At 42.0% G+C, this 25,720-nt stretch carries 31 protein-coding genes and 1 tRNA gene; 17 read left to right on the top strand and 15 right to left on the bottom strand.

What is annotated here, in order from left to right:
- The first annotated feature begins 50 nt into the window (after nt 1-50).
- A complete protein-coding gene (locus ACFSKO_RS18385) occupies nt 51-503 on the top strand; it encodes a hypothetical protein (RefSeq protein WP_380254356.1) in 453 nt (150 codons plus the stop codon).
- A 92-nt stretch (nt 504-595) separates the two neighbouring features.
- On the top strand, nt 596-1,792 hold the full coding sequence (locus tag ACFSKO_RS18380; protein WP_380254354.1) for an MFS transporter: 1,197 nt from the start codon (nt 596-598) through the stop codon (nt 1,790-1,792).
- 20 nt (nt 1,793-1,812) lie between these two features.
- Here ACFSKO_RS18380 and ACFSKO_RS18375 read toward each other — a convergent pair whose 3' ends face one another.
- Nucleotides 1,813-2,271, bottom strand: coding sequence for an outer membrane protein assembly factor BamE (locus ACFSKO_RS18375; protein ID WP_380254352.1), 459 nt, complete (start codon nt 2,269-2,271; stop codon nt 1,813-1,815).
- A gap of 172 nt (nt 2,272-2,443) precedes the next feature.
- Between ACFSKO_RS18375 and ACFSKO_RS18370 the strand changes: the two genes are divergently transcribed.
- The 10 genes from ACFSKO_RS18370 (at nt 2,444) to ACFSKO_RS18325 (ending at nt 8,671) form a co-directional block, all read left to right on the top strand.
- The gene (locus ACFSKO_RS18370; protein WP_380254350.1) at nt 2,444-2,968 is read left to right on the top strand and encodes a ubiquinol-cytochrome C chaperone family protein; all 525 of its coding nucleotides are present in this window, start codon (nt 2,444-2,446) and stop codon (nt 2,966-2,968) included.
- A gap of 161 nt (nt 2,969-3,129) precedes the next feature.
- Nucleotides 3,130-3,687: a YceD family protein gene (locus tag ACFSKO_RS18365; protein WP_380254348.1), complete on the top strand. Its 558-nt coding sequence runs from the start codon at nt 3,130-3,132 to the stop codon at nt 3,685-3,687.
- A gap of 94 nt (nt 3,688-3,781) precedes the next feature.
- Nucleotides 3,782-3,961, top strand: a complete 180-nt coding sequence (gene rpmF / locus ACFSKO_RS18360; RefSeq protein WP_380254346.1) for a 50S ribosomal protein L32 — start codon at nt 3,782-3,784, stop codon at nt 3,959-3,961.
- Between the two features lie 85 nt (nt 3,962-4,046).
- On the top strand, nt 4,047-5,093 hold the full coding sequence (gene plsX / locus ACFSKO_RS18355) for a phosphate acyltransferase PlsX (protein ID WP_380254344.1): 1,047 nt from the start codon (nt 4,047-4,049) through the stop codon (nt 5,091-5,093).
- Entirely contained in the window at nt 5,090-6,064 is a 975-nt protein-coding gene (locus ACFSKO_RS18350) for a beta-ketoacyl-ACP synthase III (protein WP_380254342.1), read from the top strand. The genes plsX and ACFSKO_RS18350 overlap by 4 nt, the downstream gene beginning before the upstream one ends.
- A 140-nt stretch (nt 6,065-6,204) precedes the next feature.
- Complete coding sequence (locus ACFSKO_RS18345; protein WP_380254462.1) at nt 6,205-6,504, top strand: integration host factor subunit alpha; 300 nt, start codon at nt 6,205-6,207, stop codon at nt 6,502-6,504.
- 74 nt (nt 6,505-6,578) lie between these two features.
- On the top strand, nt 6,579-7,013 hold the full coding sequence (locus ACFSKO_RS18340; RefSeq protein WP_380254340.1) for a MerR family transcriptional regulator: 435 nt from the start codon (nt 6,579-6,581) through the stop codon (nt 7,011-7,013).
- Between the two features lie 89 nt (nt 7,014-7,102).
- Nucleotides 7,103-7,179 (top strand) — tRNA-Pro (locus ACFSKO_RS18335).
- Between the two features lie 141 nt (nt 7,180-7,320).
- Nucleotides 7,321-8,103, top strand: coding sequence for an ABC transporter ATP-binding protein (locus ACFSKO_RS18330; RefSeq protein WP_380254338.1), 783 nt, complete (start codon nt 7,321-7,323; stop codon nt 8,101-8,103).
- A gap of 4 nt (nt 8,104-8,107) precedes the next feature.
- Nucleotides 8,108-8,671 (top strand): IMPACT family protein, encoded by a 564-nt coding sequence (locus ACFSKO_RS18325; protein WP_380254336.1) that lies wholly within the window; start codon nt 8,108-8,110, stop codon nt 8,669-8,671.
- Here ACFSKO_RS18325 and ACFSKO_RS18320 read toward each other — a convergent pair.
- From ACFSKO_RS18320 to phhA, 3 genes are all read right to left on the bottom strand, one after another.
- Nucleotides 8,655-8,927 carry a hypothetical protein gene (locus ACFSKO_RS18320; RefSeq protein ID WP_380254334.1) on the bottom strand — a complete coding sequence of 91 codons (273 nt, stop codon included), beginning with the start codon at nt 8,925-8,927 and terminating at the stop codon, nt 8,655-8,657. The genes ACFSKO_RS18325 and ACFSKO_RS18320 overlap by 17 nt on opposite strands.
- A gap of 127 nt (nt 8,928-9,054) precedes the next feature.
- On the bottom strand, nt 9,055-10,095 hold the full coding sequence (locus ACFSKO_RS18315; RefSeq protein WP_380254332.1) for a fumarylacetoacetate hydrolase family protein: 1,041 nt from the start codon (nt 10,093-10,095) through the stop codon (nt 9,055-9,057).
- 80 nt (nt 10,096-10,175) lie between these two features.
- A complete protein-coding gene (phhA, locus tag ACFSKO_RS18310; RefSeq protein ID WP_380254330.1) occupies nt 10,176-10,979 on the bottom strand; it encodes a phenylalanine 4-monooxygenase in 804 nt (267 codons plus the stop codon).
- Nucleotides 10,980-11,111: 132 nt separating this feature from the next.
- Between phhA and ACFSKO_RS18305 the strand changes: the two genes are divergently transcribed.
- From ACFSKO_RS18305 to ACFSKO_RS18295, 3 genes are read left to right on the top strand one after another with little or no spacing between them, the layout of a single operon-like run.
- Complete coding sequence (locus ACFSKO_RS18305; RefSeq protein ID WP_380254328.1) at nt 11,112-11,573, top strand: Lrp/AsnC family transcriptional regulator; 462 nt, start codon at nt 11,112-11,114, stop codon at nt 11,571-11,573.
- A gap of 30 nt (nt 11,574-11,603) precedes the next feature.
- Nucleotides 11,604-12,104 (top strand): GNAT family N-acetyltransferase, encoded by a 501-nt coding sequence (locus tag ACFSKO_RS18300; protein ID WP_380254326.1) that lies wholly within the window; start codon nt 11,604-11,606, stop codon nt 12,102-12,104.
- A 50-nt stretch (nt 12,105-12,154) separates the two neighbouring features.
- A complete protein-coding gene (locus ACFSKO_RS18295; protein WP_380254324.1) occupies nt 12,155-12,529 on the top strand; it encodes a hypothetical protein in 375 nt (124 codons plus the stop codon).
- Nucleotides 12,530-12,620: 91 nt separating this feature from the next.
- Here ACFSKO_RS18295 and ccoS read toward each other — a convergent pair whose 3' ends face one another.
- From ccoS to ACFSKO_RS18250, 9 genes are all read right to left on the bottom strand, one after another.
- Nucleotides 12,621-12,806, bottom strand: a complete 186-nt coding sequence (gene ccoS / locus ACFSKO_RS18290) for a cbb3-type cytochrome oxidase assembly protein CcoS (protein ID WP_380254322.1) — start codon at nt 12,804-12,806, stop codon at nt 12,621-12,623.
- A 1-nt stretch (nt 12,807) separates the two neighbouring features.
- Nucleotides 12,808-15,066: a cation-translocating P-type ATPase gene (locus ACFSKO_RS18285; protein WP_380254320.1), complete on the bottom strand. Its 2,259-nt coding sequence runs from the start codon at nt 15,064-15,066 to the stop codon at nt 12,808-12,810.
- Nucleotides 15,067-15,073: 7 nt separating this feature from the next.
- Nucleotides 15,074-15,577 carry a FixH family protein gene (locus ACFSKO_RS18280; protein ID WP_380254318.1) on the bottom strand — a complete coding sequence of 168 codons (504 nt, stop codon included), beginning with the start codon at nt 15,575-15,577 and terminating at the stop codon, nt 15,074-15,076.
- 54 nt (nt 15,578-15,631) lie between these two features.
- Entirely contained in the window at nt 15,632-17,116 is a 1,485-nt protein-coding gene (ccoG, locus tag ACFSKO_RS18275; protein WP_380254316.1) for a cytochrome c oxidase accessory protein CcoG, read from the bottom strand.
- Between the two features lie 119 nt (nt 17,117-17,235).
- A complete protein-coding gene (gene ccoP, locus ACFSKO_RS18270; RefSeq protein ID WP_380254313.1) occupies nt 17,236-18,105 on the bottom strand; it encodes a cytochrome-c oxidase, cbb3-type subunit III in 870 nt (289 codons plus the stop codon).
- 2 nt (nt 18,106-18,107) lie between these two features.
- The gene (locus ACFSKO_RS18265) at nt 18,108-18,257 is read right to left on the bottom strand and encodes a cbb3-type cytochrome oxidase subunit 3 (protein ID WP_380254311.1); all 150 of its coding nucleotides are present in this window, start codon (nt 18,255-18,257) and stop codon (nt 18,108-18,110) included.
- Nucleotides 18,258-18,267: 10 nt separating this feature from the next.
- Nucleotides 18,268-18,993 carry a cytochrome-c oxidase, cbb3-type subunit II gene (gene ccoO / locus ACFSKO_RS18260; protein WP_380254309.1) on the bottom strand — a complete coding sequence of 242 codons (726 nt, stop codon included), beginning with the start codon at nt 18,991-18,993 and terminating at the stop codon, nt 18,268-18,270.
- Between the two features lie 13 nt (nt 18,994-19,006).
- On the bottom strand, nt 19,007-20,677 hold the full coding sequence (gene ccoN, locus ACFSKO_RS18255) for a cytochrome-c oxidase, cbb3-type subunit I (protein ID WP_380254307.1): 1,671 nt from the start codon (nt 20,675-20,677) through the stop codon (nt 19,007-19,009).
- A gap of 147 nt (nt 20,678-20,824) precedes the next feature.
- Nucleotides 20,825-21,298 (bottom strand): hypothetical protein, encoded by a 474-nt coding sequence (locus ACFSKO_RS18250; protein ID WP_380254305.1) that lies wholly within the window; start codon nt 21,296-21,298, stop codon nt 20,825-20,827.
- A 174-nt stretch (nt 21,299-21,472) separates the two neighbouring features.
- On the opposite strand from ACFSKO_RS18250, the gene ACFSKO_RS18245 reads away from it, so the two are divergent.
- A complete protein-coding gene (locus tag ACFSKO_RS18245; protein ID WP_380254303.1) occupies nt 21,473-22,213 on the top strand; it encodes a cyclic nucleotide-binding domain-containing protein in 741 nt (246 codons plus the stop codon).
- Nucleotides 22,214-22,618: 405 nt separating this feature from the next.
- The gene (locus ACFSKO_RS18240) at nt 22,619-23,407 is read left to right on the top strand and encodes an HpcH/HpaI aldolase family protein (RefSeq protein WP_380254301.1); all 789 of its coding nucleotides are present in this window, start codon (nt 22,619-22,621) and stop codon (nt 23,405-23,407) included.
- Nucleotides 23,408-23,487: 80 nt separating this feature from the next.
- Here the strand turns inward: ACFSKO_RS18240 and ACFSKO_RS18235 are convergent, their stop codons facing one another.
- Both ACFSKO_RS18235 and ACFSKO_RS18230 read right to left on the bottom strand, forming a co-directional pair.
- Nucleotides 23,488-24,108 (bottom strand): SPOR domain-containing protein, encoded by a 621-nt coding sequence (locus ACFSKO_RS18235; protein WP_380254299.1) that lies wholly within the window; start codon nt 24,106-24,108, stop codon nt 23,488-23,490.
- Between the two features lie 93 nt (nt 24,109-24,201).
- Nucleotides 24,202-25,434 carry a polyhydroxyalkanoate depolymerase gene (locus ACFSKO_RS18230; RefSeq protein ID WP_380254297.1) on the bottom strand — a complete coding sequence of 411 codons (1,233 nt, stop codon included), beginning with the start codon at nt 25,432-25,434 and terminating at the stop codon, nt 24,202-24,204.
- Between the last annotated feature and the right edge of the window lie 286 nt (nt 25,435-25,720).

Genomic DNA, 25,720 nt, shown 5'->3' with positions numbered 1-25,720 from the left:
ATTCATCTTAATAAAGTACATTAAGTTTGAAGTAATTAACCGGTGCCTTTATGAAAAAACTCATCATCACTATTTTAATTCTCCTCTTTTTAGGAGGAGGTGGTTTTGCTGGTTGGTGGTTTTTTCTAAAGCCAGCAGATAGTGAAGAAGAAGTTGTCGAGGCCCCTCCAGAAATCCCTTCCGCTTTTCTCGAATTTCCGCCAACAGTCATCCCTCTGATTAAAGAAGGTGTTGTTACACACCATATAACCGTCAAAATCACTTTAGAAGTCGCTGAAGGCCCTGACTTGATTAATACTGAACGTTGGCAAATCAGGTTACGTAACGATTTTATAGCTGAGTTACATGCGCTCTATAACTACCGTTTTTTTACAGCAGATGGTTATGCGAATGAAAAAATTAGTAATCGCCTGCAGATCGCTGCTGATAAAGTTATGGGGAAAGGTATCATCCGTGATGTCGAGATTATTGTTGAAGGCATCTCTAAGCCATCGAACAGTTAGAATATTATTTTTATAATTCAATAACTTTCCCTCTTGGAATCCCTTAACAGTCCTGTGTATGGTTCATTTCAATAACGTGAGATCCTCTACACATGTCTGACCACGATCCAACAAAGAAAAATGTATTATTTTTAGCCATTTGCCAGGCCTTAGGTATGAGCTGTGGCTCAATGCTTATATCAATGAGTTCTCTTGTTGGAACCACGCTTGCTGAAGATAAATCATATGGCACACTGCCTCTGTCACTCCAGTTCTTAGGGATGATGTTCTGCGCCTTACCGATCTCCTATTTTATGAAGCATTACGGAAGACGTGCTGGTTTTAGCCTTGGGTCTATTTGCGGGGCCTTATCTGGATTTTTTTCGGCCCAGGCTGTTCTCGACAATAACTTTGAACTCTTTTGTCTGAGTTCGTTTCTCTTTGGCGCCTTTATGTCAACTGTTGCCTATTACCGTTTTGCTGCAGCAGATACCGCAACAGATGTCTTTAAGAGTAAAGCAATATCTCTGGTAATGGCTGGGGGTGTTATTTCTGCTTTTGCAGGACCAGAACTGGCAAAGTGGTCCAAAGATTTAGAATATTTCGGGCCGATCCTTTTTGTCGGTAGCTTTTATGCCATTACAGCCCTTTGTTTGGTGAACTTGTTAATGATTCAATTCATCAACATTCCAAGACTCGCTGTACAGGAAATAAAATCAGGTGGACGATCTATCATTGAGATTGCCAAACAGCCCGTATTTTTTGTTGCAGTACTTTGTGGAATAGTAAGCTACGCTTGTATGAATCTCATTATGAGCATTACTCCTGCAGCAATGATTGCCTGTGCCCACCCCTTTGAATCTGCAGCTTTTGTTATTCAATGGCATGTTTTTGGTATGTACGCACCGTCTTTTTTTACAGGTTCGTTAATCAATCGATTTGGTTTAGTAAAGATACAGTTGATAGGGGTCCTTCTTATTGCCTCAGCAGCAATCATCAATTTATCCGGTGTAGAAATTTTTCAATTTTGGGCTGGTTTAGTTACTCTTGGACTAGGTTGGAACTTTCTTTATGTCGGAGGCAGTGCAATGCTTACCGAATCCTATCGTCCAGAAGAAAAGGCAAAGGTTCAGGCCTTTAACGAGCTCTTGGTGTTTGGGGTAGTTGCGACAACAGCGTTTAGTTCAGGCTTTGTCTTTGATAAGTTCGGGTGGGCAGCTGTAAATAGTTTGGCATTCATACCCGTTGGTATTTTTCTCGTTGTTCAGCTGGTGTATAGAGACCAGCTGAACAAAACTAGTGAAGCTTGATCCTAACTAAAGGAACAAGCTTATTCACCAGCACTCGGGTTAAATTTACCCAAGTTCCCAAGTAACTGTTGAACGATTGTTAAATCTTGCCCCTCAGTCGGGGTTTCTCTTGTTACGGGATCTATAACGCGACCATCTTCCAGTGCGTATGAACGAGACTCTGTCAGCTTTCCTTCTGGTGAGAATGAGATGACAAGAACTTTGCGATCCAGAACTACGGGGTCATAAAAAGCAGTTTTTTCAACTTTTTCCCCGATATAGTACCAAACCTGATCTTTAAAAGTTGAGAGTGTGGATGGGGAGCCAAGTAATTCGGCAACATCACGTCGACTAGAAACGCCTGTCTCTAACTGACTGACATCATCTGGGTCAGGGAAATTTCCACGAACGTTAACCCTGCTTTCGCATGCTGTGATCGCAAAAGGAAGCAGTACAGCTGCTAAAATCGTCTTTGTTCGTAGAGATAATCTAAAAGACATAACCAAACTCTGATTCTAAGTTAAAATAATTCGACGCATGGTTCTTTAGCATAAAAGATCTTCGTGCTAAACCTGTCGCGTTACACCAATCACGTTACACTGGCACTATACTCGTCTACATAAGTTTTTCGAGTCATAATTCAAAGTTCAAGAAAACAAGGGGTCTGGTATATTGTTTCGTAAGCTCTTTGGTCGCAATAGCGACTCTGATGCCGTCCACGACCTCTATGGTTGCATTATAAATCAGGCACGAGAAAAAGATTTTTATAACAGACTTTCTGTTCCTGATAGTTTGGATGGTCGCTTTGATATGATTACCTTACATATGTTTTTAGTTTTAAGGCGGTTAAAGACAGAAGGTGATGTAACTGCTGAGTTTTCACAAAAACTTTTCGATTTGATGTTTACTGATATGGATCTAAGTTTACGTGAAATGGGAGTAGGTGATGTAGGTGTTGGTAAGCGTGTGAAAGCAATGGTTCAGGGGTTTTATGGCAGGGTTTCTGCTTATGAGGATGCTGTGACTAAAGAGGGGGCCGATCTGGGGAGTGCTCTTGAAAGAAATCTCTATGGCACCGTAGAAGTTTCACAAAAAACCTTAGCTGAAATGAAAGACTACGTCTTGAAACAAGATCAGCACCTGCAAAAGCAAGATGTATTCGATATTATGTCAGGGCGTGTAAATTTCATTATATAGTCTAGATATGACAGGTTTGCGATAATCTTACTTGACCCTCACCATGCAGACTCTTATTGTGCGCGATCTTGGCTTATATGTTATGATTACCGTTCTCTAGGGAGCTGTTTGCCCAAGAAAGTTATTACATATTTAGTCAACAAGATATCAGGAGATCAGCAATGGAAACGCAGTGCGAAAATGAATTTTCGCGTCGTTATCCTGTTGATAAAATACAGGCGCGTACTCAAGTTCTAAAACTTAAAGCAAAGCCCGAAGAGTGTGAAGCTATCGCCAAGCGGTTTAATTTAATTGAACTTCATGACCTTAACGCCACTTTACAGCTTGAACCCAAAGGAAAAGGTTCTCTTTTGGAAGTTCTTGGGAATTTAAAGGCTAAAGTCGTACAACCCTGTACAATAACTGCTGAACCAGTTTCATCTTCGCTTGATGAAACGTTTGAGATTCTTTATAGCTTTGACCCAGTTGATGATGCTGGTAATGAAGTCCTTATAGACATGGATGCTGAGGAACCACCTGAACTGGTAGATCCACAGGGTATTGATTTTGGTGAAGCTGTTGTTCAACAGCTTGCAGTAATGTTAGACCCGTATCCTCGGGCGCCTGATGTAAATTGGGTGGGCGAATCTGTTGATGAGGCACCTGATGAAGAAGAAATGCAGAAATCGGAAAAAAATAACCCCTTTTCTGTACTAAAAGACCTTCAAATCAAAAAGTAAGGCATCATTTTTGTGTTAGGGCTTGCCGTCGTGGTATTTATTAGCTTATAAGCGGCGAGTTTTTTTTATTGAAGCTAAATGCGAGAGTTGAGCAATGGCTGTTCCAAAGAGTAAGATTAGTAATTCCCGTCGCGGCATGCGTCGGTCCCATGATTCGCTTCCTGCAAGCATTTCACAAGAGTGTTCAAACTGTGGTGAGCTAAAACGCCCACACCATGTTTGTGCATCTTGTGGTACATATGACGGACGCGAAGTAGCAGAAGCTGAAGCCTAAGGCTTGTCTAAATAGTCTTTTTTGATAGGCCGATCATTTTGGTCGGCCTTTCTTTCATAGATCAATACGACAAGACAGGAATTCAGTGAGCGCTCACATAACTATAGCCTTAGATGCAATGGGAGGTGATGACGCACCAGATATTGTTGTGCATGGAGCTGAAATTGCTTCTCAACGATATCCAGACGTCAGGTTTCTCATGTTCGGTCGCGAGCAGGATGTTATGCCCTTGCTCAATAAAACGACCCGCCTAAAAGATGTTGTTGAATTTATTCATACCGACGACATGGTCCTTAGCGATGACAAACCAGCCATAGCTCTTCGCTCTGGCCGAAAGTCCTCCATGCGACTTGCTATAAATGCCGTACATGATGGCAGAGCTGATGGCATCGTTTCCGCTGGAAACACAGGTGCTCTCATGGCCATGTCAAAATTTGTTCTAAAAACCCTTCCTGGTGTTGACCGACCGGCGATTGCATCATTCTTCCCGACCTTACGTGGAGAATCATTAATGATGGATCTCGGTGCTAATTTGACGTGTGATGCTGATAACCTTGTAGATTTCGCTGTTATGGGAAATGCTTTTGCACGTTGTGTACTTGGTGTTCAAGAACCCTCCGTAGGTATCTTGAATGTCGGTTCAGAAGATGTGAAGGGACATGAATACCTGCAGGTTGCAAGCTCGATGCTACGCCAAGCCAATTTACCCGGTGAGTTTGTTGGTTTTGTTGAAGGCGATGATATTGGCAAAGGCACTGTAGATGTTATTGTTACTGACGGATTTACAGGTAATGTTGCTCTAAAAACCGCTGAAGGTACGGCTAAATTAATAACCGAATTTTTCCGGCAAACCTTTAAAAGCAGTTTCTTAGCCAGTCTTGGTTATATTTTAGCAAGTTCGGCACTAAATAAATTGAAAAAACGTGTTGACCCACGATTATATAACGGCGCAATTTTTCTAGGTTTAAATGGAATTGCCGTTAAAAGTCACGGCGGTACAGACGCCATTGGTTTTGCAAACGCTATTGGTGTTGCTATTGATATGCGTGATCAGGATATTGTGCGGAAGATTCGCGAAGATTTCGATTCGCTTACCCGTGACCCCATTAATGAGCAGGCTGCGTTCGAATGATGATACGTGCAAATATCAAGGGCTGTGGCTCTTATCTTCCAGAACGTATCGTTACCAATGATCAGCTTGCTGAGCGTGTCGAGACTTCCGACGAGTGGATTCGCCAACGTACAGGCATACGTCATCGATATATTGCTGGTGAGAACGAATTAACATCAGATCTTGCGACCAAAGCAGCACTTGCAGCGCTTGAACACGCAGGCATTGACGCTTCTGAAGTTGATTTGATTGTCTGTGCAACGGCAACACCTGATGAAACCTTTCCTGCGACCGCAACGGTTGTTCAGAAAAATTTAGGGGTTATCAAAGGGGCTGCCTTTGATATTCAAGCCGTATGTAGCGGCTTTGTATACGGCCTTGCTGTAGTCGACAGCCTAATGAAAACCGGACAGGCTAAAACAGCCTTATTGATTGGCGCAGAAACTTTTTCCCGTATCCTGGATTGGAAAGATCGCTCAACATGCGTTCTATTTGGCGACGGAGCTGGTGCGATTGTCCTTAAAGCAGAAGAAGGTAAGGGCGATACTTCGGATAGTGGAATATTAAACACCCATATATATTCAGATGGCCGTTATCACGACGCTCTTTATGTCGATGGTGGGCCGTCTTCAACCGGCACAGCTGGCTTTTTACGTATGGAAGGAAAAGAGGTTTTTCGCCAAGCGGTTTCAAGAATGCCAGAGGCAATTGATACAGCATTAAAAACTTCAGGTTTAAATGCTGAAGATATTGACTGGCTTGTTCCTCACCAAGCAAACATTCGCATCATTGAAGCCATGGGAAAAAAACTTAAACTTCCTAAAGAGCGCGTTGTTGTGACTGTTGATAAACACGCAAATACATCTGCAGCGTCTATTCCACTAGCCTTAACTGAAGCTGTTTATGATGGCAGAATTAAACGCGGTGATATGGTGATGATGGCGGCTATGGGTGGTGGATTTACATGGGGTTCAGCTCTATTGCGCTGGTAATGGGATTTATGTCTTAGTACATTTTTACGAGATTAAACTTGTAATTTCCTGTTAAATCTAGCAAAATTGCCTTGTGTATCATATGGGTTAGCGAAGATAACGTATAATCCGGATAAAGATAACAAGGGGAGTGGAACTTCATTATGGGCACTACAGTAACCCGTGCTGATCTCAGTGAAGCAGTATATCAAGAAGTTGGTCTATCCAGAAATGAGTCTGCGGATCTGGTCGAATCAGTTTTAAATGAAATTTCCGATACCCTGATTAAGGGTGATGCGGTCAAGATTTCATCTTTTGGCAGTTTTGCTGTTAGGGAAAAAGGCGAACGTATTGGACGCAACCCCAAAACAGGTGAAGAAGTTCCAATCTTACCTCGACGGGTTCTTGTTTTTCGCGCCTCACATGTTTTGAAAAATAAGATCAATACATCTTTGTCGTAACCAAGAATTTTATCGGAACGTGTCGGCTCTTTAAGTTCGACTAACTTGAAATAAGCAGGAGTTAAATCTGCATAATGTCTGCTGCAGAATCGACAACAAAATCTGCATCTGCGTTCCGGACTATTAGTGAAGTTTCTGGTGATCTAGAAGTTCCGCAACATGTCTTGCGGTTCTGGGAAACAAAATTTCCCCAGGTCAAACCACTGAAACGTGCTGGACGTAGACGCTATTACCGACCTGAGGATTTAGTCATTCTACGGCAAATCAAAGATTTGCTGTACAAAGACGGCTACACAATCAAAGGCGTTCAAAAACTGTTCAAAGAAGGATCTTTCAAATCAAGTGAAAGGAAACCTTCAGCAAAAATCATTAAAAATAATGATGAGACTGCTGCTCAATCCACCGAGGAGGCAACAGCTAATCCTTTGGACGCATTTGATGGTTTATCTCAACTCAATCAGAAGAAGCTTTTGATTGAGTTGAAGAAAATACGATCACTTTTAAGTTAATTTCCTTAATTTATTTTGGATTTCTACATTGCCTTGAACAAAAGGCAAATGTATACAGAACGGACGGACGGTATTGCTGTCCAACTTAGCGGAGTATAGCGCAGTCTGGTAGCGCACTTGGCTGGGGGCCAAGGGGTCGCAGGTTCGAATCCTGCTACTCCGACCAATAGAAAAAACCTCTGACCATTTTGGATCAGAGGTTTTTTTCTATACAAGCACATACACAAAGATTATCCTTACGAAGACTGGCTTTCTATTCATTCTATGATAATCTTGCGCGGTTTAAATGATCACAAGGATTGTCGGAATGAGTGCTGAATTAAAAATTGCTGAACCGGTGCTCGAAATTCAAAATTTATCAAAGAGTTTCGGAGCATTAAAAGCTCTTCGTAATATCAGTTTTTCCCTTGAGCTCGGCAGTACATTAGTCATCATCGGTCCTTCCGGTAGTGGTAAAACGCTTCTCCTCAAAACAATCCTAGGTATTGTTCAGCCAGATTCAGGGCGCGTTATCGTGGGAGGCGTAGACACGTCTGATTATTCAGGAAATAATCAAAAATTATTAGATCGTTTCGGTATGTTATTTCAACAATCTGCACTTTTTGATTCATTACCTGTGTGGCAAAATATTGCTTTTAAAGCACTTAAAAATCGTCAAGCGGACCAGACAAATATTAAAAATGAAGCAATAAAAGTCTTGGATCAGGTTGGGCTTCGACCTGATGTTGCTGATCTCTATCCGGCTGAACTGTCTGGCGGCATGCAAAAACGTGTCGGTTTGGCCCGTGCCTTTGCCGGAGATCCCGAGTTTTTATTTCTGGATGAACCAACAGCTGGCCTTGATCCAATTATGAGTAACTCCATCAGCAAGTTGATTACTGCCCAATCAAAGAATGATCGAATAACTTCTATTGTTATAAGTAGTGATCTGAAATCAGCCCGTAAAATTTCTGATCACATGATCATGTTGCATGAAGGTGAAATTGTTTGGAGTGGTTTAACCAAAAAATTGGATACAACGGACAACCCTTACGTAAATCAGTTTATCCATAAATCTGCTGAGGGACCAATAGCTGTTTTAACTGAATAATCAAATGGTTATCGTTGAAAAAGAAATCTTTTCTCAAGTCGAGGTAAAGAAATCCCTTTTTATTTCTCATCTTGTTCCGACCAATGAGTTTGAACAACGTCTAAATGATCTTCGTGAAACGCACAAAAAAGCTAATCATCACGTTTGGGCCTTTCGGAGGCTAAACGATAATGGACAGATTGAAGAAGGGGCTTCAGATGATGGAGAGCCTTCAGGAACTTCCGGGCCGCCAACCTTACGGATATTACAAGGTAATGAATTAATCAACTGTGCGATTATAACCATCCGTTACTTTGGTGGAACAAAACTTGGAACTGGCGGATTGGTTCGGGCTTATGGTGAAAGTGCCAAATCTGTTATAAAAGACGCCTGCTTTAAGCCCTATAAAAAATTGCAAACGACAGAGATCTCCATCATCTTCAAGAAAATTCCTCATGTAGAATACTTGTGCGAACAAAAAAACGTACAAATTATAAAAAGAAAATTTAATGAGGCAGGCGCAATAATAACTCTTGAAGGCGTAGAAAAAGATCTTGAGAAAATTTGCGCGGCTATAGTTCTTCGTTAAGCACTTCTTCTATAGCTGTAACAGCTTTTAGTGATTTTGCCAGACAGAGGATTTCATTACGTGCGAGCATGAGATCTTCTTTATCTTTTGAGGATAAATTATGCTGTGTAATACGGTAATGATATATCCGGCTAGCTTGCTTTTGAAGTATATCCCATTTGCTATTAGATGAATTTACAAGAGTCAAACGTTCATGCGGCTCACGCATCAGCGCCGCCTCTAAGTTAGTTGCCTGTTGTATAGCCCCCTGATGCATTAAGCTTGCCTTTGATGTACTCGCTTTTCATCTTCACCAATTTAGTTAATAAACTATTACCTTAAATTAATGACAATTTCCAGCTTTAAGGTGAAGAGACAACATAAAATTTTAAAAACTAAAGCGATTACTCAAAAGCTGAAGTATAACGAACTTCCTCTTCGCTTACAGCATGTTCAATAACATATTGATTTATTGCACCAAAAATGCTTTCTCCCTCATCGGAAAACATCTCAATACGTACGTGATCACCAAATTTCATAAATTCGGTTATTGCGTATCCACGGGCAAGTATTTCCAACATCCTCCGCTCGACTATACAAGACGAGCCGACAGAACTGTCTTGATTAGAAACGGTACCAGAACCAATAATCGTCCCAGCCGTCAACTGACGGGTCTTCGCTGCGTGCTCAATAAGTTGTGAAAAATCAAAGGACATATCAGCACCAGCGTTTGGTCGACCAAACAGCTTGTCATTGTACGTCGTAACAAGTGAGAGGTTAACCTTATTATCCCGCCAGGCATCTCCCAATTCATCTGGTGTCACCACTACGGGCGCAAAAGAGGTTGAAGGTTTGCTGTGAACAAATCCATAACCTTTGGCTAGTTCATTAGGGATCAAGTTACGTAATGTAACATCATTGGCGAGGGCGATTAGACGAATATGATGTGGTGCCTGTTCAAGAGAAACATGCATAGGAACGTCATCGGTGATAATTGCAATTTCTGATTCAAAATCAACACCTGCATTTTCTTCGATAATTTCAATCGTAGCATGAGCACCAACTAGCCGATCAGATCCCCCTTGATACATATAAGGAGTGGTCCAAAATGTTTCAGGTAGCACACTCCCCCTAACTTTATGAACAAGTTCGAGATAATGGAGATAAGCTGTACTATCAAGCCACTGATATGCACGAGGAAGAGGAGCTAGGCATTGATTTGGCATGAAGGCTTTGCTGTTTTTTTCGTCCCCTTGGTTTAACCGCTGGTACACCCCCTCAAGTGAAGGAGCTAATAATTTCCAGTCATCCAAAGCCGCTTGCAAAGTTAAGGCAATCGTTGGAACATCAACATATTGGGTAAGGGCCTTGTTAACGACAACCAGTTTACCATCTCTTCTTGTTTTACCACCGCGACCGTGACTGTTGAGAGTTGCAAGTTTCATTTAAGCCTCCTGATTAACTCTTTAACCCCCAATTAATATTTCATATAAATTCCATATAATTATTTTTAATAATCAATGGCTTAATTCTTTTCTACAGAAGATGCTACCGGCGCCGGATTTATATTCCCCAAAGCCTTGGCTTCCTCAATGATCGGTAACAAATCGGAAGTAATCGTATCAAAAAGCTGTTCAAAGCTGTTAATCACATAATAAATCGGCTGATATATATCTATACGATAATTAGTTCTAAATATTGTTAACGGATCAAAGGTAAGTTTTGTCGCTTCAAGACTATCTGTACAATAAACCGCTTCGCCTGATGATGAGGCCAATCCTGCCCCGTATAACCTTTCCCCCTTCGGTGTTTGAATGAGACCAAATTCTACGGTAAACCAGAACAAGCGTTGTAATGACCAGATGTATTTTTTGTCGACAGAGAGCGCCAATTTACCATACTCTTGAACATAATCAGCAAAAGATGCATTCGTCAGCATTGGGCAGTGCCCATATATTTCATGGAAGACATCCGGTTCTTTGATGTAGTCAAAATCCTCGCGGAGCCGAATAAAGGTCGCGGCAGGAAAGCGCCTGTTAGCAAGTATCTTAAAAAAATCTTTTGGTGGAATAACTGCAGGAACCGATTGAACAGCAAAACCTGTTGCCTCTCTCAAACGTTCACTGATATCCAACAATTGAGGGACCTGGGAAGATGATAATCCCAAAATATCCCGTCCCTTGATAAATTCATCACATGCCCTGTTCTCAAGAATTTTATTCTGACGGTTGATGAGGTCACCCCACACTTTATCCTCTTCCGAGCTATAATGGTAAAAACCCTCGGAATCAGGAATTTTAGATTCATATACAGAGCCCAGATGACCCATTTTATCTCTCTCCAATAAACAAAATTGATTATAATGCTTATTTTATGTGACAAATAAGGGTATATTATTTTTTAGTCGCAGGAATTTACACAAAATGCGCATAATATATCCAAGTTATAAGGATAAACAGAATTGATTGACCTAGATCCACTGGATGTAAAAATACTAAGCTTACTCCAAAAAGATGCGACGATACCGACAGCAGAAATCGCCGATAAAGTCGGCCTCTCACAATCTCCCTGTTGGCGACGCATTAAGCGTTTTCGAGATGAGGGCCTGATACGTAAAGAGGTCTGTCTTCTTGATCCGAAAGAGGTTGGACTTGGTGTGACAGTTTTTGCTACGGTAACCTTAGTTCAACACCATGAAGAGCATGTCAGGCAGTTTGAGGATATCGTTGAACGGCGTCCTGAAATCATGGAGTGTTATACCATTACTGGTGACAGGGATTATCTCTTGAGGATCGTTGCCAAGGATATCGAGGCCTATGATCATATGTTGACCGAACAGTTTTTACACCTTCCGATCATCAACTCGGTAAATTCCCGTTTTGCCCTGCGGAGTGTTAAGTACTCCACAGAACTGCCTATATAACGACAATAACTGTATTTATAAGGACCCACTTTGGTAGAGATCAGAAAAGAAGAAGTAAAAGACAGAGCCCAGGTTTTACAGTTGATCCACGATGTTTTTGGTCGTTGGGATGAAAGTGATCTGGTTAAACAACTTTACCTTGATGATGATGTCATTTTCGGACTTGTCGCAGAAGAAGAGGGCAGAATAGTTGGTCATGTGCTCTTTAGTAAGCTTGAAATATCAACAGACCAATTGGTTTTGGAGACAGCAGCTTTAGCCCCGATTGCGGTTCACCCCGATCAGCAAAAGCAGGGCATTGGTGCAGCATTAATAAACGAAAGTCTTCTAATTTGCCGTAACAACGAAGAACTAAGCGGTATAATTGTTCTTGGAAATCCGGATTATTATCAACGTTTCGGTTTTTCATCCAAGCTTGGTGCTCGGCTTGATACTCCTTTTAAAACAGAAAGCTTTATGGCTTTGGAATTCCGATCTGGGATATTGCCAAAACAAGCAAAAGTTAAATACCCATCCGCTTTTGGGCTGTGAATACATGCTAGAGTACTGTTTATATTCATTACTTCATGTTGAAAATTAAAATGAAAAATAACAAAAAGTCCAAAATTAATGCATGTATCACCAGAGAAGTATGGATACAAAGGTTTCGGGATTTACGTTGGAATGCTCTATTTGTCATTTTATTAATAGCCGCACTTGTTATCTATACCGCCGATGCAAGAGAAGCTGGTCCAAACGTTCGGGGAAATGTAATAAGTCTGCATAGTGGTTCTTCTGAAAAACCAAAGCCTTCAAGGCTAGTTGTTCGTCTGGATAGTGGTCATGAAGTTCTTGTTTCTGGAAGTAGTAATATTCCTGTTTATATAGGGAAACGTGTTCTTCTAAGCCAGACTGTAACTAAGCTGTTTGGTGTTCATCGCTATTATTTTGTGAGATATATACCGGCCTCAAATTAACAGCACTTGGGAAAAATCTTGATGATGACGCTACTTTTATCTTCCTGTTCTGCGAATTTCTGATCATTCAAAATCACATAGGGATTTGCTTTTAGGACTTTTTTCCCTTTTCTTTTGTAACCTCATCAACGTCACCATCGTCGTCATCAAAAACAGCTCTATAAGCTGCCCCTTCGAGGTCATCATACTGTCCAGTACGCAATGACCATAGAAATGCGGCAAGGCCCAACAAGCCCAATAACAAGGCGATTGGAATAAGGATGGCTAGTGCAGACATTTTAAACTTCCTTATCGCTTAAGCGAAGTCGCAGCGCATTTAAGGTAACGATTATTGATGACGCAGACATTGCAACTGCTGCAAATAAAGGGGTCACCTGTCCAGCCATGGCAAGAGGAACTGCAATCATATTGTAAAGAATAGCCAATCCAAAATTTTGAAAGATTAAAGCCTTTGCTTTGCGTGCGATACCAATGGCTTCAATTATGGGTTTTAACCGATTCCCCTGAAAGACAAAGTCGGCGGTTATCTGACTGATATCTGCAGCTGTTGCCGGAGAGGCCGAGACGAAAGCCGTTGCTAGAGCCGGAGCATCGTTGAGGCCATCCCCCACCATCAGAACTTTTTTATTTTGTTTTATTAGCTCTTCCAGACGATTGATTTTATCTTTGGGGTTTGCTTCGGCTTTCCAATTGATTAATTTGAGTTCTTCAGCAACCAATTTGACGGCAGCTTGTCGATCTCCAGACAAGAGTTCAACGCCATCTAAATACTCTTTTGACAGTTTAATCGCAGCCTTTGCATCCGGGCGTAATGTATCTCTGAAAGTAAATCGAACAGGGTCTTTATCTCCCTGAGTTAACCAGAGTTCACTGACTGGCTCATTTGCAATTTTTTGCGTTACATTATTAGATTGATTATTAACACCACACCAAGCCCTGTTGCCAATTCGAACCCGTTGACCATCAACGTAACACTCTATGCCTTGGCCTGGCTCTTCGTGGACATCTGGTAATGCTGCAACTTTATATCCTGCTGCTTTAACTAATGCTTTTGACAAGGGATGACTGCTCGACAGTGCCAAAGAAGCAGCAAGTTCCAAATCCTTATCTGTGATTTCGCTTCGATTAAATAACTCAGGCTTTCCCTCCGTTAACGTTCCTGTCTTATCGAAAACCACAGTGTCAGCATCAGCCAATCGTTCGAGGCCATCTGCTGATTTTACCAATATGCCTCTTTTAAGCAGGAGGCCACTGGCAACAACCTGTACTGTTGGAACAGCAAGGCCCAGGGCACAAGGGCATGTGATAATCAAAACGGCAACCGCATTCATCAAGGCGAGATGCCAACCACCATCTCCCAAGGTCCACCACGCAACAAAAGTCAGTGCGGATAACAAATGAACTGCTGGGGCATAGATCTTGGCGGCACGATCCGCAAGCTGGACATACTTTGCACGGCCTTGTTCCGCGGTTTCCATTAGACCTACAATTTCAGCAAGTAGGGTTTGATCGTCTCTGGCAGTAACCATAACGTCAAAAGGTGAAGTCAAATTTAAGGTGCCAGCAAACACTGCATCCCCAATTTGAGCAATCTGAGGAATTGTTTCCCCTGTTATAAGAGAGGTATCAATTTCAGAGGTTCCGGAAATTACCATACCATCAACCGGTACTTTTTCACCAACAGAAATAGCCACTCTCATTCCGGGCTCTACAGCTTCAACAGGAAGAGATACCCGCGTACCGTTATCCTGCACAATCGATGCTGCTATGGCTCTGAGAGAGAGTAGGTTCTGTGCAGCCGATTGTGCCCGGCTACGCATGCGCCGGTCCAAGTATCTGCCAATGAGAAGGAAAAATAATAACATAACCGACGCATCAAAATAAGCATGATCAGCGCTTTGAAGGGTTTCTGCTACACTCATGCCAACTGCCAGTAATACTGCCAGAGAAATCGGTACATCCATATTTAAACTACGAGCTTTTAAGGCTCCGATAGCTGAACGAAAAAAGGGTTGTCCTGAATAAGCAACTGTGGGGAGAGCAATTAATGCTGATACCCAGTGCATCAAGTCACGTGTTGCAGGCCCCATATCATTGGTACCCGACCATACGGCGACAGAAAGCAACATAACATTTGCTGCGGCGAACCCAGCAACGCCAACAGCGCGTAATAACGCCTTGTCTTCCTTTTCCCCTACATTATTTATGAGATCAGGGTTAAAAGGGGTCGGCGGAAAATTTAGATCATCCAATATTTTGACGATAGACGTGGCCGAAGTCAGGGTTTCATCCCATAAAACAAAAAGACGTTTTGTTGATAGGTTGACCCTTGCGGTCTCTATACCCGGCAGTTTGGTTAAGTTACCTTCGATTAAGCGAATGCAGGATGGGCAATGGATTGTATCAACAATGAGACTGAGTTGAGATAATCCTTTGTCTGCCTTTTGTATATAGGCAGAAGGATCGATACTCGCCTGTACGACCGGAAGCACTTCCGGTGTAGCTTTTTGTTTGGTCTTAGAACAACAGTCGGACATCAGAAACCTACTTCATAAAAAAACGTTGTTCGATCTGATAAGGAATACCATCCGGGGAGATAGCATTTAAACTAACCTGCCATTGGCCATTCAAAGGTAAATCAAAGGTTGTCTCATAATTACCAGCTTGGCTTTCGGCAAGAATGAGCGTTTGGTCATAGTCCTGAAGAGTTGGGCGGCCAATTTTAGCGGTTACAGTAAACCCAGAAAGGGCTTGTATGTCCTTATCTTCAAGAACAAAAACTAAGAGATATTGATCTCCAACAGGCGTCAGTGAAAGCTGGCTTTGCCATTTTAAAGCTTCCTGTGCTTGAGCTGCTTCAATTGTTTTATTGTAGTTCAAACCATCAATATAAGCATTGTCCTTCGATAACCCCGTCCAAGTGTTCGTTGCAAAATAAACGAAGACAAGATTCATACCAATTATGACGCCAAAGAAAGACAGGATGTAGAGAAGAAAATGCTTACCTGTAAGTTTTTTTTCTTTCTTGCCATTCTTTAAATTGCTCATAGAGGGAAAGCTTTCAATTTTAATCATAATATTATGGGCAGACTTCTCTGAAATTTACTTATCGGGGCCAATGAAAACAGTTTCGTTGGAGACACTATATCCGCTTTCCCTGTCCGTTATAACGATTGTTATAGGCTCCGAATTGGATTTTAAAGTTGCATCATCTACAGAAAGAAAAAGGTGTGTAGAACGAAGACTGTCACCTTTAACTTCAATGATAGGTACAATGCCATCACTTTTGACGTCGTTGACTTTCAGTTCATTAAATTGAAGGCCAGTAACGGTTACTTCAAATTGACGCTCATTGCGGTGCTTATTGAGTATCTTAATTGTGTATCCATTACGAATACTACCATCCGATAACTGCACAAATATTGGATTACGATCCCGTAAGACGTTGAGGTCTAATGGAGATCTGTTCGCGAGAATATAGGCCATGAAACCACAAACGGCGAGGATCGCGAATGCGTACATAATAGTTCTCATACGCAGTAAATGAAATTTTTGAGATTTACCTTCTAAACGCCGGGCTAAATTTGCATCGGTATCATAGCCAATCAAGCCTCTGGGGGTCCCCATTTTATCCATAATACCATTACAAGCATCAATACAAAGCGCACAGTTGATACACTCCAATTGAGACCCGTCACGTATATCAATCCCCATAGGGCAAACGACGACACACTGTTTACAATCAATACAGTCGCCAACAACATTTTTGCCCTGATCATCAGGGTCTTTTCTGGCATGACCTCTGGGTTCACCTCGATCGGTACGATACGTTACTTGTAACGAATCTTCATCCATCATGGCAGCCTGTATTCTTGGCCAAGGACACATGTAGATACAGACTTGTTCCCTTGAAAGTCCGCCAAGAAGGTAGGTAGTTCCAGTAAACATAGCGACAAAAACATAGGCTGTTATGTCTGCTTGGAGAGTAAACAGTTCAACAAAAAGCGTAGGCGCATCAGCAAAGTAAAAGACCCATGCGCCACCTGTTGCGATACCAATTAAAATCCAAAGCGTATGTTTAAGGGTATATTTCCAAACTTTTTCAAAACTCCATTTTGCACGATGGAGTTTGATCCGGGCATTGCGATCTCCTTCGATCCATCTCTCAACAGCAATAAACAAATCGGTCCAAACCGTTTGTGGGCATGTATAACCACACCAAACACGCCCAAAGAGGGATGTAAAGAAGAAGAGAGCCAACGCAGCAACGATAAGAATACCCGTAATGTAATAAACTTCTTGAGGCCACAATTCGATAAAGAAGAAATAAAATCGGTTACCCGGAAAATCGATAAGAACGGCCTGATCAGGTGCACCAGGCCCACGATCCCACCTAATAAAAGGTACTAAATAATATATTGAGAGCGTGGTGATCATAATCAACCACTTGAGGCGTCGAAACTCACCGACGGCTCTTTTAGGGAAAATCGGAACACGTTTTTGATAAAGAGGGCGGTTCTCTTTTTTGTTTACGGCTTCCACCTCAATGGTGGCTTCCCTAACGATCTGTTCTAGCTTTGTGCTCATACTACAGACGTTCTTTTCTGACGGTGTTGGGTTATTTTTTTATGTTTTTTGAGTACGGGGAGTGAAATACCCACCCCCCGTGAACTCATAGCCATACATTGATGGCCAAGTGTTCAGGCTTATTCGCCACCACCTAGGGAGTGAACATAAATACTAAGTGCTTTAATTGTCACTGGATCCAGTCGTGCTTCCCAGGTCGGCATTACACCTTTACGTCCATAGGAAATGGACTGAACGACAGTCTTTTTATCCCCCCCAAAAAGCCAAAGCTTATCTGACAGATTCGGTGCGCCCAATTCACGGTTTCCGATACCACCATCGGCATGACATGCCACACAGTTATCCTCAAATATGCTTTCTCCTCGGCTCGCGGCCTCTGCATCTGAAGATGTTCCGGAAAGTGACAGAACATATTCGGCGACATCAGATATTTCACCTTTTTCAAGGATCTCATCTCTAAGGAAGGCCGTCATGTCATTAAAACGGGTATCATCGTGGGTCGAACGAATACCATAAGAAATGGTATAGTGAATATCATCAAGCGAGCCCCCCCATAGCCAATGGTCATCATTCAGGTTCGGATAACCTTTTGCGCCTTGTGCGCCACTGCCGTGACACGCGGAACAGTTATCCCCAAATGCAGCCTTACCGGCAGCAAGCGCATACTGATTTAGGTTCGTATCCTTGGTTATATCTTCAAGCGAAGAGCTAAGAATTTTTTCGTCTAAACCTGCACGACTGGCTTTTACTTCGGCCAGTTCCATTTTAACTTCGTCACGCTGAGAGTAACCAAGCGTACCTCTGGTATAGTCGGATATTCCAGGCCAAGCCGGCATAAATATCCAGTACACTACTGACCAAATAATTGATGCGTAAAGAACCCAAAGCCACCAACGAGGAAGCGGGTTGTTTAGTTCTTCGATGCCGTCCCACTCATGACCGGTGGTATCAACGCCGGAGACCTCATCTTTTCTTGGATTTCCTGCCATGATTAGTCATCCTCTAGTGGAATTTGAGCTGCTTGATCGAATTTGGCTTTGTTCCGTGGCCAGAATGCATAAACAATTCCAGCTAAGAACATAGCCACGAGGTACACAAGCCCCCAAGTTCGCGAAAATTCTGAAATGTCGTTGTATTCCATGACAATCTCCTTAACGCTGGTTGGGGCCATCAGCCTTATAGGCTGAGAAGTCCACAAGAGTTCCAAGCATTTGCAAGTAAGCAATAAGGGCATCCATTTCTGACAAAACAGCTGGATTACCATCAAAATCACGAACCTGTGCTTTTGGATAACGGGCAAGAAGGCCGTCTGTATCTGCATCAGGATCAACCTGTGTCCTAACGTCTTCAATAGCCGTTTCAATCATCTCATCGGTATAAGGGACACCGACCATTCTGTTGGAAATCAGATGATCTTTCATATCTTTGTACCGCAAAGGTGTTTCTAAAAGGAACGGATACCCAGGCATAATGGATTCAGGAACGATCCCACGCGGGTTATAAAGATGCTCCTTATGCCATTCATCAGAGTACTTACCTCCAACCCGGGCGAGATCCGGCCCCGTCCGTTTTGATCCCCAGACAAAAGGATGATCATACATAGATTCAGCTGCAAGTGAGTAGGGGCCGTAGCGCTCAACTTCATCCCGTAATGATCTAATCATCTGCGAATGGCAAGAAGTACAGCCTTCACGGATATAAATATTACGTCCAGCAAGCTCTAGAGGAGAATAAGGGCGCATGCCTTTAACCTTCTCAATTGTGCTTTCCAGATAAAACAGAGGCGCAATTTCTATCAAGCCTCCAATGGAAACGACGATAAGAATACCGATCAGGAGAACGATAGAGTTTTTTTCGAATATTTCGTGTTTAATCATGATTATTCCCTCCTTATTCAGCAGCAACAGGGCTTGGGACACTTTCAGGAGCAAGAAGGCGATCTTCCTCCCTCACATCACCGCGCGCTGTACGCCAGAGGTTGTAAGCCATAATCAAAGAGCCAACCAAGAAGAAGGCACCACCGATAGCACGGATCCAGTAGAAAGGATTCATTGCTTCAACAGTTTCCACAAAAGAATATTCCAAGAAGCCAAGATCATCATAAGCACGCCACATCAGGCCTTGAAGGATGCCTGATACCCACATTGAAGTGATGTAGAGAAGGATACCAAAAGTTGCGATCCAGAAGTGATAACTCACCAGTTTCAAGGAATAGAGTTGGGTGCGATTCCAAAGCCAGGGAACCATACAGTAAAGAGCACCAAAACTAACAAAAGCAACCCATCCCAAAGCACCAGAGTGAACATGCCCAATTGTCCAGTCAGTATAGTGGCTAAGCGAATTCACTGCTTTAATCGCCATAACAGGACCTTCGAAAGTACTCATGCCATAGAAGGCAATTGATACCACCAACATACGTAAAACTGGGTCTGTTCGAAGCTTATCCCAAGCACCAGAAAGGGTCATTAAACCATTGATCATGCCGCCCCAAGAAGGCATCCAAAGCATAATAGAAAAAGTCATGCCTAAAGTCTGTGCCCAGTCAGGTAGGGCCGTATAATGTAAATGGTGCGGACCTGCCCAAATATACATAAATATCAAAGACCAGAAGTGAACAATGGAAAGTCGATAAGAATAAACCGGACGTCCTGCTCGTTTGGGAACAAAATAGTACATGATACCAAGGAAGCCCGCTGTCAGGAAGAAGCCAACAGCGTTGTGACCATACCACCATTGAACAAGCGCATCCTGAACACCAGCAAAAAGGATATAACTTTTTGTACTTGTCCAAGAAACAGGAACGGTGAGGTTATTGATAATATGAAGCATCGCGATAGTTGCTATAAAGGCGAGATAGAACCAGTTTGCCACATAGATGTGTGGTTCACGTCTTTTCCATAGGGTACCCAAAAAGACAAACAAATACACCACCCAAACGATTGTCAGCCATATATCGGCGTACCATTCTGGCTCGGCATATTCTTTACTCTGAGTAATGCCCATCAGATAGCCTGTTGCAGCGATTACGATGAAAAGCTGGTATCCCCAGAATACAAACCAAGGGGCAAAATCTCCTGGCATACGAGCTTTGCAGGTCCGCTGCACAACATAAAAAGATGTTGCAATCAGTACGTTACCGCCAAATGCAAAAATAACAGCTGAAGTATGAAGAGGGCGTAATCGACCAAAGTTGAAAAATGAAACATCAAAATTCAAATCTGGATAAGCCAATTGGAAGGCAAGAGTATCACCCGCTAAGAAGCCCGCAACTCCCCAAAAAACGGAAGCGATTACACCTGCCTTAATAACATCTAAGTTGTATTGAACAGGGGCATCAGCAGGTTCTTTTGCCTGACGTTCTGAGCTGTCGTAAAATGCTTTAATAATACCAAAGATACCGAGGATGAATGCGCCTGCAAAGATATATGCATGTACAGTCATCAAAGGGTCTTCGGTGCGCGCGGCAGTTAACAAGGCGTAAAAAACACCGATTGTTAATGCCCCAGCTGTTATCCATCCGTCGATGGATAACCTTGCCTTAGCGGTAGTTTCCCGAGTCATTCCTGAAGTCGCCTTTTGTTTAAAAAACGTGGTAAACCTGTCAGATAATTGTCCAACAGGTTATTAAACCTACTCTTCAGGTACATTTTAGCATTGATCTAGGTCAATGGTACGGGTTGACGCACCCAGGCAAGGAGCTCTTATTTTCTAGTTTTTAATTTTAAGCTGTTTACACAATCGGATTGCGTCACAAACGTATCCCTTATCAGCAAGTTGGTTAGATATTGATTTAGTATAACCACTTTCTGGGATAATTGTATGCTGAATATCTATTGTCAGATGTATAGCCTGACACATTCTTGAAATTGCCTGGCCTTCTAGCCAATCCAACAGAGTTCTTGAAATATTGTTTCGGCCCAAAAAATCGGCAGTTACATAATTTGTTACATCCATAACCATTTGATGTGAAACATCTTCTACTACTTTATAGCATAAAATTCCTAAATAATATCCCGCAGTGTTCTTGACTGTAATAATGCCACATTCACGACTGTCTCGCCCCGTAAAACTATGAACATAATCCTGCCACTCATCAGTTGTTATGTCCTGCTTCAATGTCTGAATTAAGGGCAAAAGCTGAAGGCAGTTATTTTGATCAAGAGAATTTATTGCAAATTGCACTTTAGGTTACTCACATAAGGGGTTATATTCTCATTGAAGTGCATTTAATAAATTTGGTCTTTGATGTAGGTCAATTTGACGCATAGTTAATGATAGTTATCAGTTTTTCGTCATCGGGTGTGGTAGTATCACTTTCGTAAATAAAAAAAAGACCAAGTCAGAAAGAGACATTAAATGAGAAGTCGCTCTCAAGTTGCATCAACAGTCGCTTCTCATGCTCCAGTAAATTCGCCTTGTGAAAAATGTAACATCTCTGCGATGAGCCTTTGTCATGCGCTTTCATGTGACGACCTACAGCAACTCTCTGAAATCTCATCAAGTCTTGAAATCAGTAAAGGTGTTACAATCATCAATGAGCAGGACCCGGCAAATTATCTTTTTAATGTAACTGCCGGATCCGTAAAACTGTATAAGCTTCTCCCAGATGGGCGACGCCAAATGACAGGTTTTCTTTTTCCCGGAGACTTTCTTGGGATTGCCATGAATGATTGTTACGCTTACTCAGCCGAATCTCTTGAAGATACTAAATTATGTCGCTTCTCAAGGGCTAAACTTGAAGAGCTGCTTAAAATACTACCCCACTTGGAAAACCGTCTACTAAATATGGTCTCCAACGAACTCGTTCTTGCTCAGGATCAAATGCTACTCCTTGGACGCAAAACAGCAAAAGAGAAAGTCTGTAGTTTTCTACTTTCCCTATCGAAAAGAGCTAAATCAGAGACTGGCCCTGTTACTAAAATATCTCTTCCCATGGGGCGCTCTGATATAGGTGACTATTTAGGACTTACAACAGAAACGGTTAGTCGTACTTTGACCAACTTAAAGAAAATGAACATTATCGCCATTCCAACCAACGGCATGCTCGAAATAACTAATTTACAAGAACTCATTGATCTTGCTGAAGGGCTAGACTAGGTCTTCGTCGTTTATTTTTTAGAAAAAAATTATTCCTTTTAGACGACGGCTTGAGCTTTACCTGCTTAGTTGTTACATAACATATGCCTAGACCTGATACTTTCAGGTCATACAGCTTTGGGAAAAGGGATCTTTACGCTGCCTCACGGCGCGATTGGATGCACTTCCCAAGGCGAGCCGCTTATCGTGCTACTTTGTAAGTCACGATCCGGAACCTATTCATTTAGTCGTTCCGGGAGGATGTGCGTCTCGTACATCCTCGGCAGGCTTGCAATATTACTTTACCCAATCTAAAAATTTTAATCTTCTTGTTTTAATACTGGTTTTCTTCAATTAGCATCATCTTTGGTATTATTTCTTTTACAAATTTCACACTCGAAACAAATATAACCGGATTAAAAAATCATGTCTGAAATTACATCTCGTGAAAAATTGCGTTATAAACTGGGAAAACATCACCCTGCTTTTGGGTGTTGGATTGATATGTTCAGTCCTATGGCAACTGAAATAATTGCCCAAGCTGGTAATGATTGTTTGATGATTGATTTAGAACATGGTCCGGGATCAGTTCTTGATGCAATCGCTCAGATGCAAGCAGCGCGTGCCTATTCCTCGAAAAACTTTGTTCGAGTGTCCCATAACTCGTACGCCCAAATCAAAAGAGCCCTTGATGCCGGTGCGGATGGCGTTATGGTTCCCTCGATATCGACAGCACAAGAAGCAAAATCCGTCGTTGAAGCTGCGCTGTATGCCCCAAAGGGGAAGAGGGGCGTTGCATCAACCATTATCCGTGGCGCGGATTACGGCGTTAAAGCCATAGAGTATCTAGAGACCTTTAACGATGAAATTATGGTTATTTGCCAGATTGAAGATTCAGAAGGTGTTAAAAATGTTGCTGAAATTGCAGCCACTGACGGGGTCGATATGATCTTTATTGGACCATCTGATCTATCTGCAGATTTGGGTTATCCTGGGGAAACAGACCATCCTGTCGTTCTATCTGCGATTCAAGAAGTTGAAAAAGCTGTTAAAAAAGCAGGGAAATTACTGGGTATTATTCCAACACCAAACCGTAAAGCAGCAGCTCTATATGAGGCAGGTTATGATCTTGTCCTAGACGGCGGCGATATAGGTTTTGTTGTTAAGGGGGCGAGATCCAAAGCGGATGAGCTCAGATCGATACTTGGCAGGTAAAGTGATGGATCGCATTGATTGTCCTAATATCAGTTCGACAGTGCATAAACTGATATAGGGCAGTCACTAGCTAATTAATGTTATAATTTAACGGGCATACAATACTGTTTTTTGGATTTGAACTTTTTGCACGCCTCATCTGCCAAGGATTTATTCGGATAAGCAGAACCAAGTACCCTGTAAAAAGTTCCTTTACCAGTTATTTTGACAGATTTTACTCGAAGTTGAAGGGCTTGCGTTTCTTTAGGGAAAGCATTTTTTAACTCATTCCATTCTTGCTCAGCACTCTTTTTACTTTTATTCGAAGATAGATGAACAGCGTAAGATCCCTTTGTGCTTACTGGTACAGGTGGTTGTGCAGCTTTTTCTGGTGCCTTTAAAGGAACTGGGGTGCTCGTCTTACCATTTGGCGCGGTTACTATTTCGGTTTTTACGGGTGAGGGCTCTATTTTCGACGTTGCTATTTCAGGTGATTTGTCATCGTTTGCATCTGAGATACTTTCTTCAAGAGATTTTGTTGCAGAACTCAAAGCCTCTTTTGTCGATGTTGCAGCTTGTTTTGATCCCTTTTTGATATCAGCCCAAAGGTCGTTACCCCACCCTTTAGTATCTTCATAAACAGGGCTTCCGCTACAGCCGCCCAAGACGATTAAAGTTGTATAAAGAAGAGCTTTGAAAGTGAAGGGCCGTAATTTAGGCATGGGCGAACACCAATATCGTCAGGTTGTTAATTGCCTTATCAACCTAAGGAAATTATCTTTATAAAAGAATAATTATTTTATAAAGAAAGACAATTAATTCTGTGGCTTGCCTTGATGTTTTTCAATAAAATTATTTATTACTTTTGAAACGCTTTCGCGCCATTTTCTGCCATTAAAAATACCGTAATGACCGACATCTTTTTCGACATGATTCTGGTGCTTATTTTTGGCAAGAGAAGAACACATCTTGTGGGCGGCTTCAGTCTGACCCGGCGCAGATATATCGTCAAGTTCTCCCTCAACTGTCAATAACGCCGTTTTTGTTATCTTTGAAGGGTCGACCTTTTGTCCCTTCCAGACCATCGTACCGGAAGGCAAGCTTCGTTCTTGAAAAATATGTTCAATCGTATCAAGGTAAAATTCGGCGGTAATATCCATGACTGATAGATATTCATCATAAAATTTGTCGTGGCTTTCAGCTGAATCCCCATCACCCTTTACTAAGTTATCAAAATGCTGCATGTGCGCATTGACATGACGCGCTGAATTCATCGAAATAAATGCAGCAAGTTGTAAAAATCCAGGATAAACACGTCGACCAGAACCTTCATAGTGAAGAGGGACAGAGGCCGTTAAATTACTCTTAAACCATGATAAAGACTTACTGTCAGCAAGTTTTGTTACCCCTGTTTCTGCAGCTCCGGCATCAACAGGGCCGCCCATTAAGGTCATCGTCCGTGGTTGAGATGGATCATCATTTGCCGCAAGAATGGAAACTGCAGCCAAAACCAAAGGAGCAGGTTGGCAGACAGCCATAACATGCAGATCGGGACCCAACAATTGCATATAATCTATAAGGTACTGAATATAATCATCTAATCCGAAATCACCCTCAGAATTAGGTACTTTACTCGCATCTTTCCAATCAGTGACATAAACTTCATGATCTTGAACAAGGGTTTGTACTGTGCCGCGTAAGAGGGTGGCAAAGTGACCTGACATCGGGGCGACAAGAAGAATTTTCTTAGGATTTTTGGCTAAGTCGCATTTAAATCGAATTAGATCAGCAAAGGGCTTATGATCAATTAGAGCAAGATCGATGGGGTGAATACCATCGTCTTTTTTAATAGCCTGAAAACCCCACTCTGGTTTACCACGATGACGAATGACACCTTCGACAACGTCAGCTCCAGCAGCCATGATTTTTCCCATATATGTTTGAGATATGGGAAAAAGGGGATTGTTAAAATAAGTTTTGGTAAGTTCACTCATCGCACGCATAGGTCCGAGAGCAGCACTTTGCATATCAAAAAACGTATATAACACGGTATATTCCCCTGACCAATTGGCCAATCATTGTTGTTTTCAAACAGAAAAATCGTATTAATTTGTATTCTGTTTTAATTTTATCTGTGCTGGCAGCATTTAATTGTGCGCTGCAGCATAATATTGAGGCTATGCGCCTTTAAGAGAACAGTCAACGATTGTATAAAATTTAACCAGAATGACTTGCTACTGTCATTAGATCAAAATTATTAGCATATGGGATTTAGCGGTGAAATTCTTCGATCATTGTCTTAACGAACACATCCATATACGACAGGTACTATGA

Source organism: Kiloniella antarctica, from assembly GCF_042682825.1.
GTDB lineage: Bacteria > Pseudomonadota > Alphaproteobacteria > Kiloniellales > Kiloniellaceae > Kiloniella > Kiloniella antarctica.
Note: the sequence above shows the minus strand (reverse complement) of the source record. Positions and strands in the feature narration are given on the sequence as shown.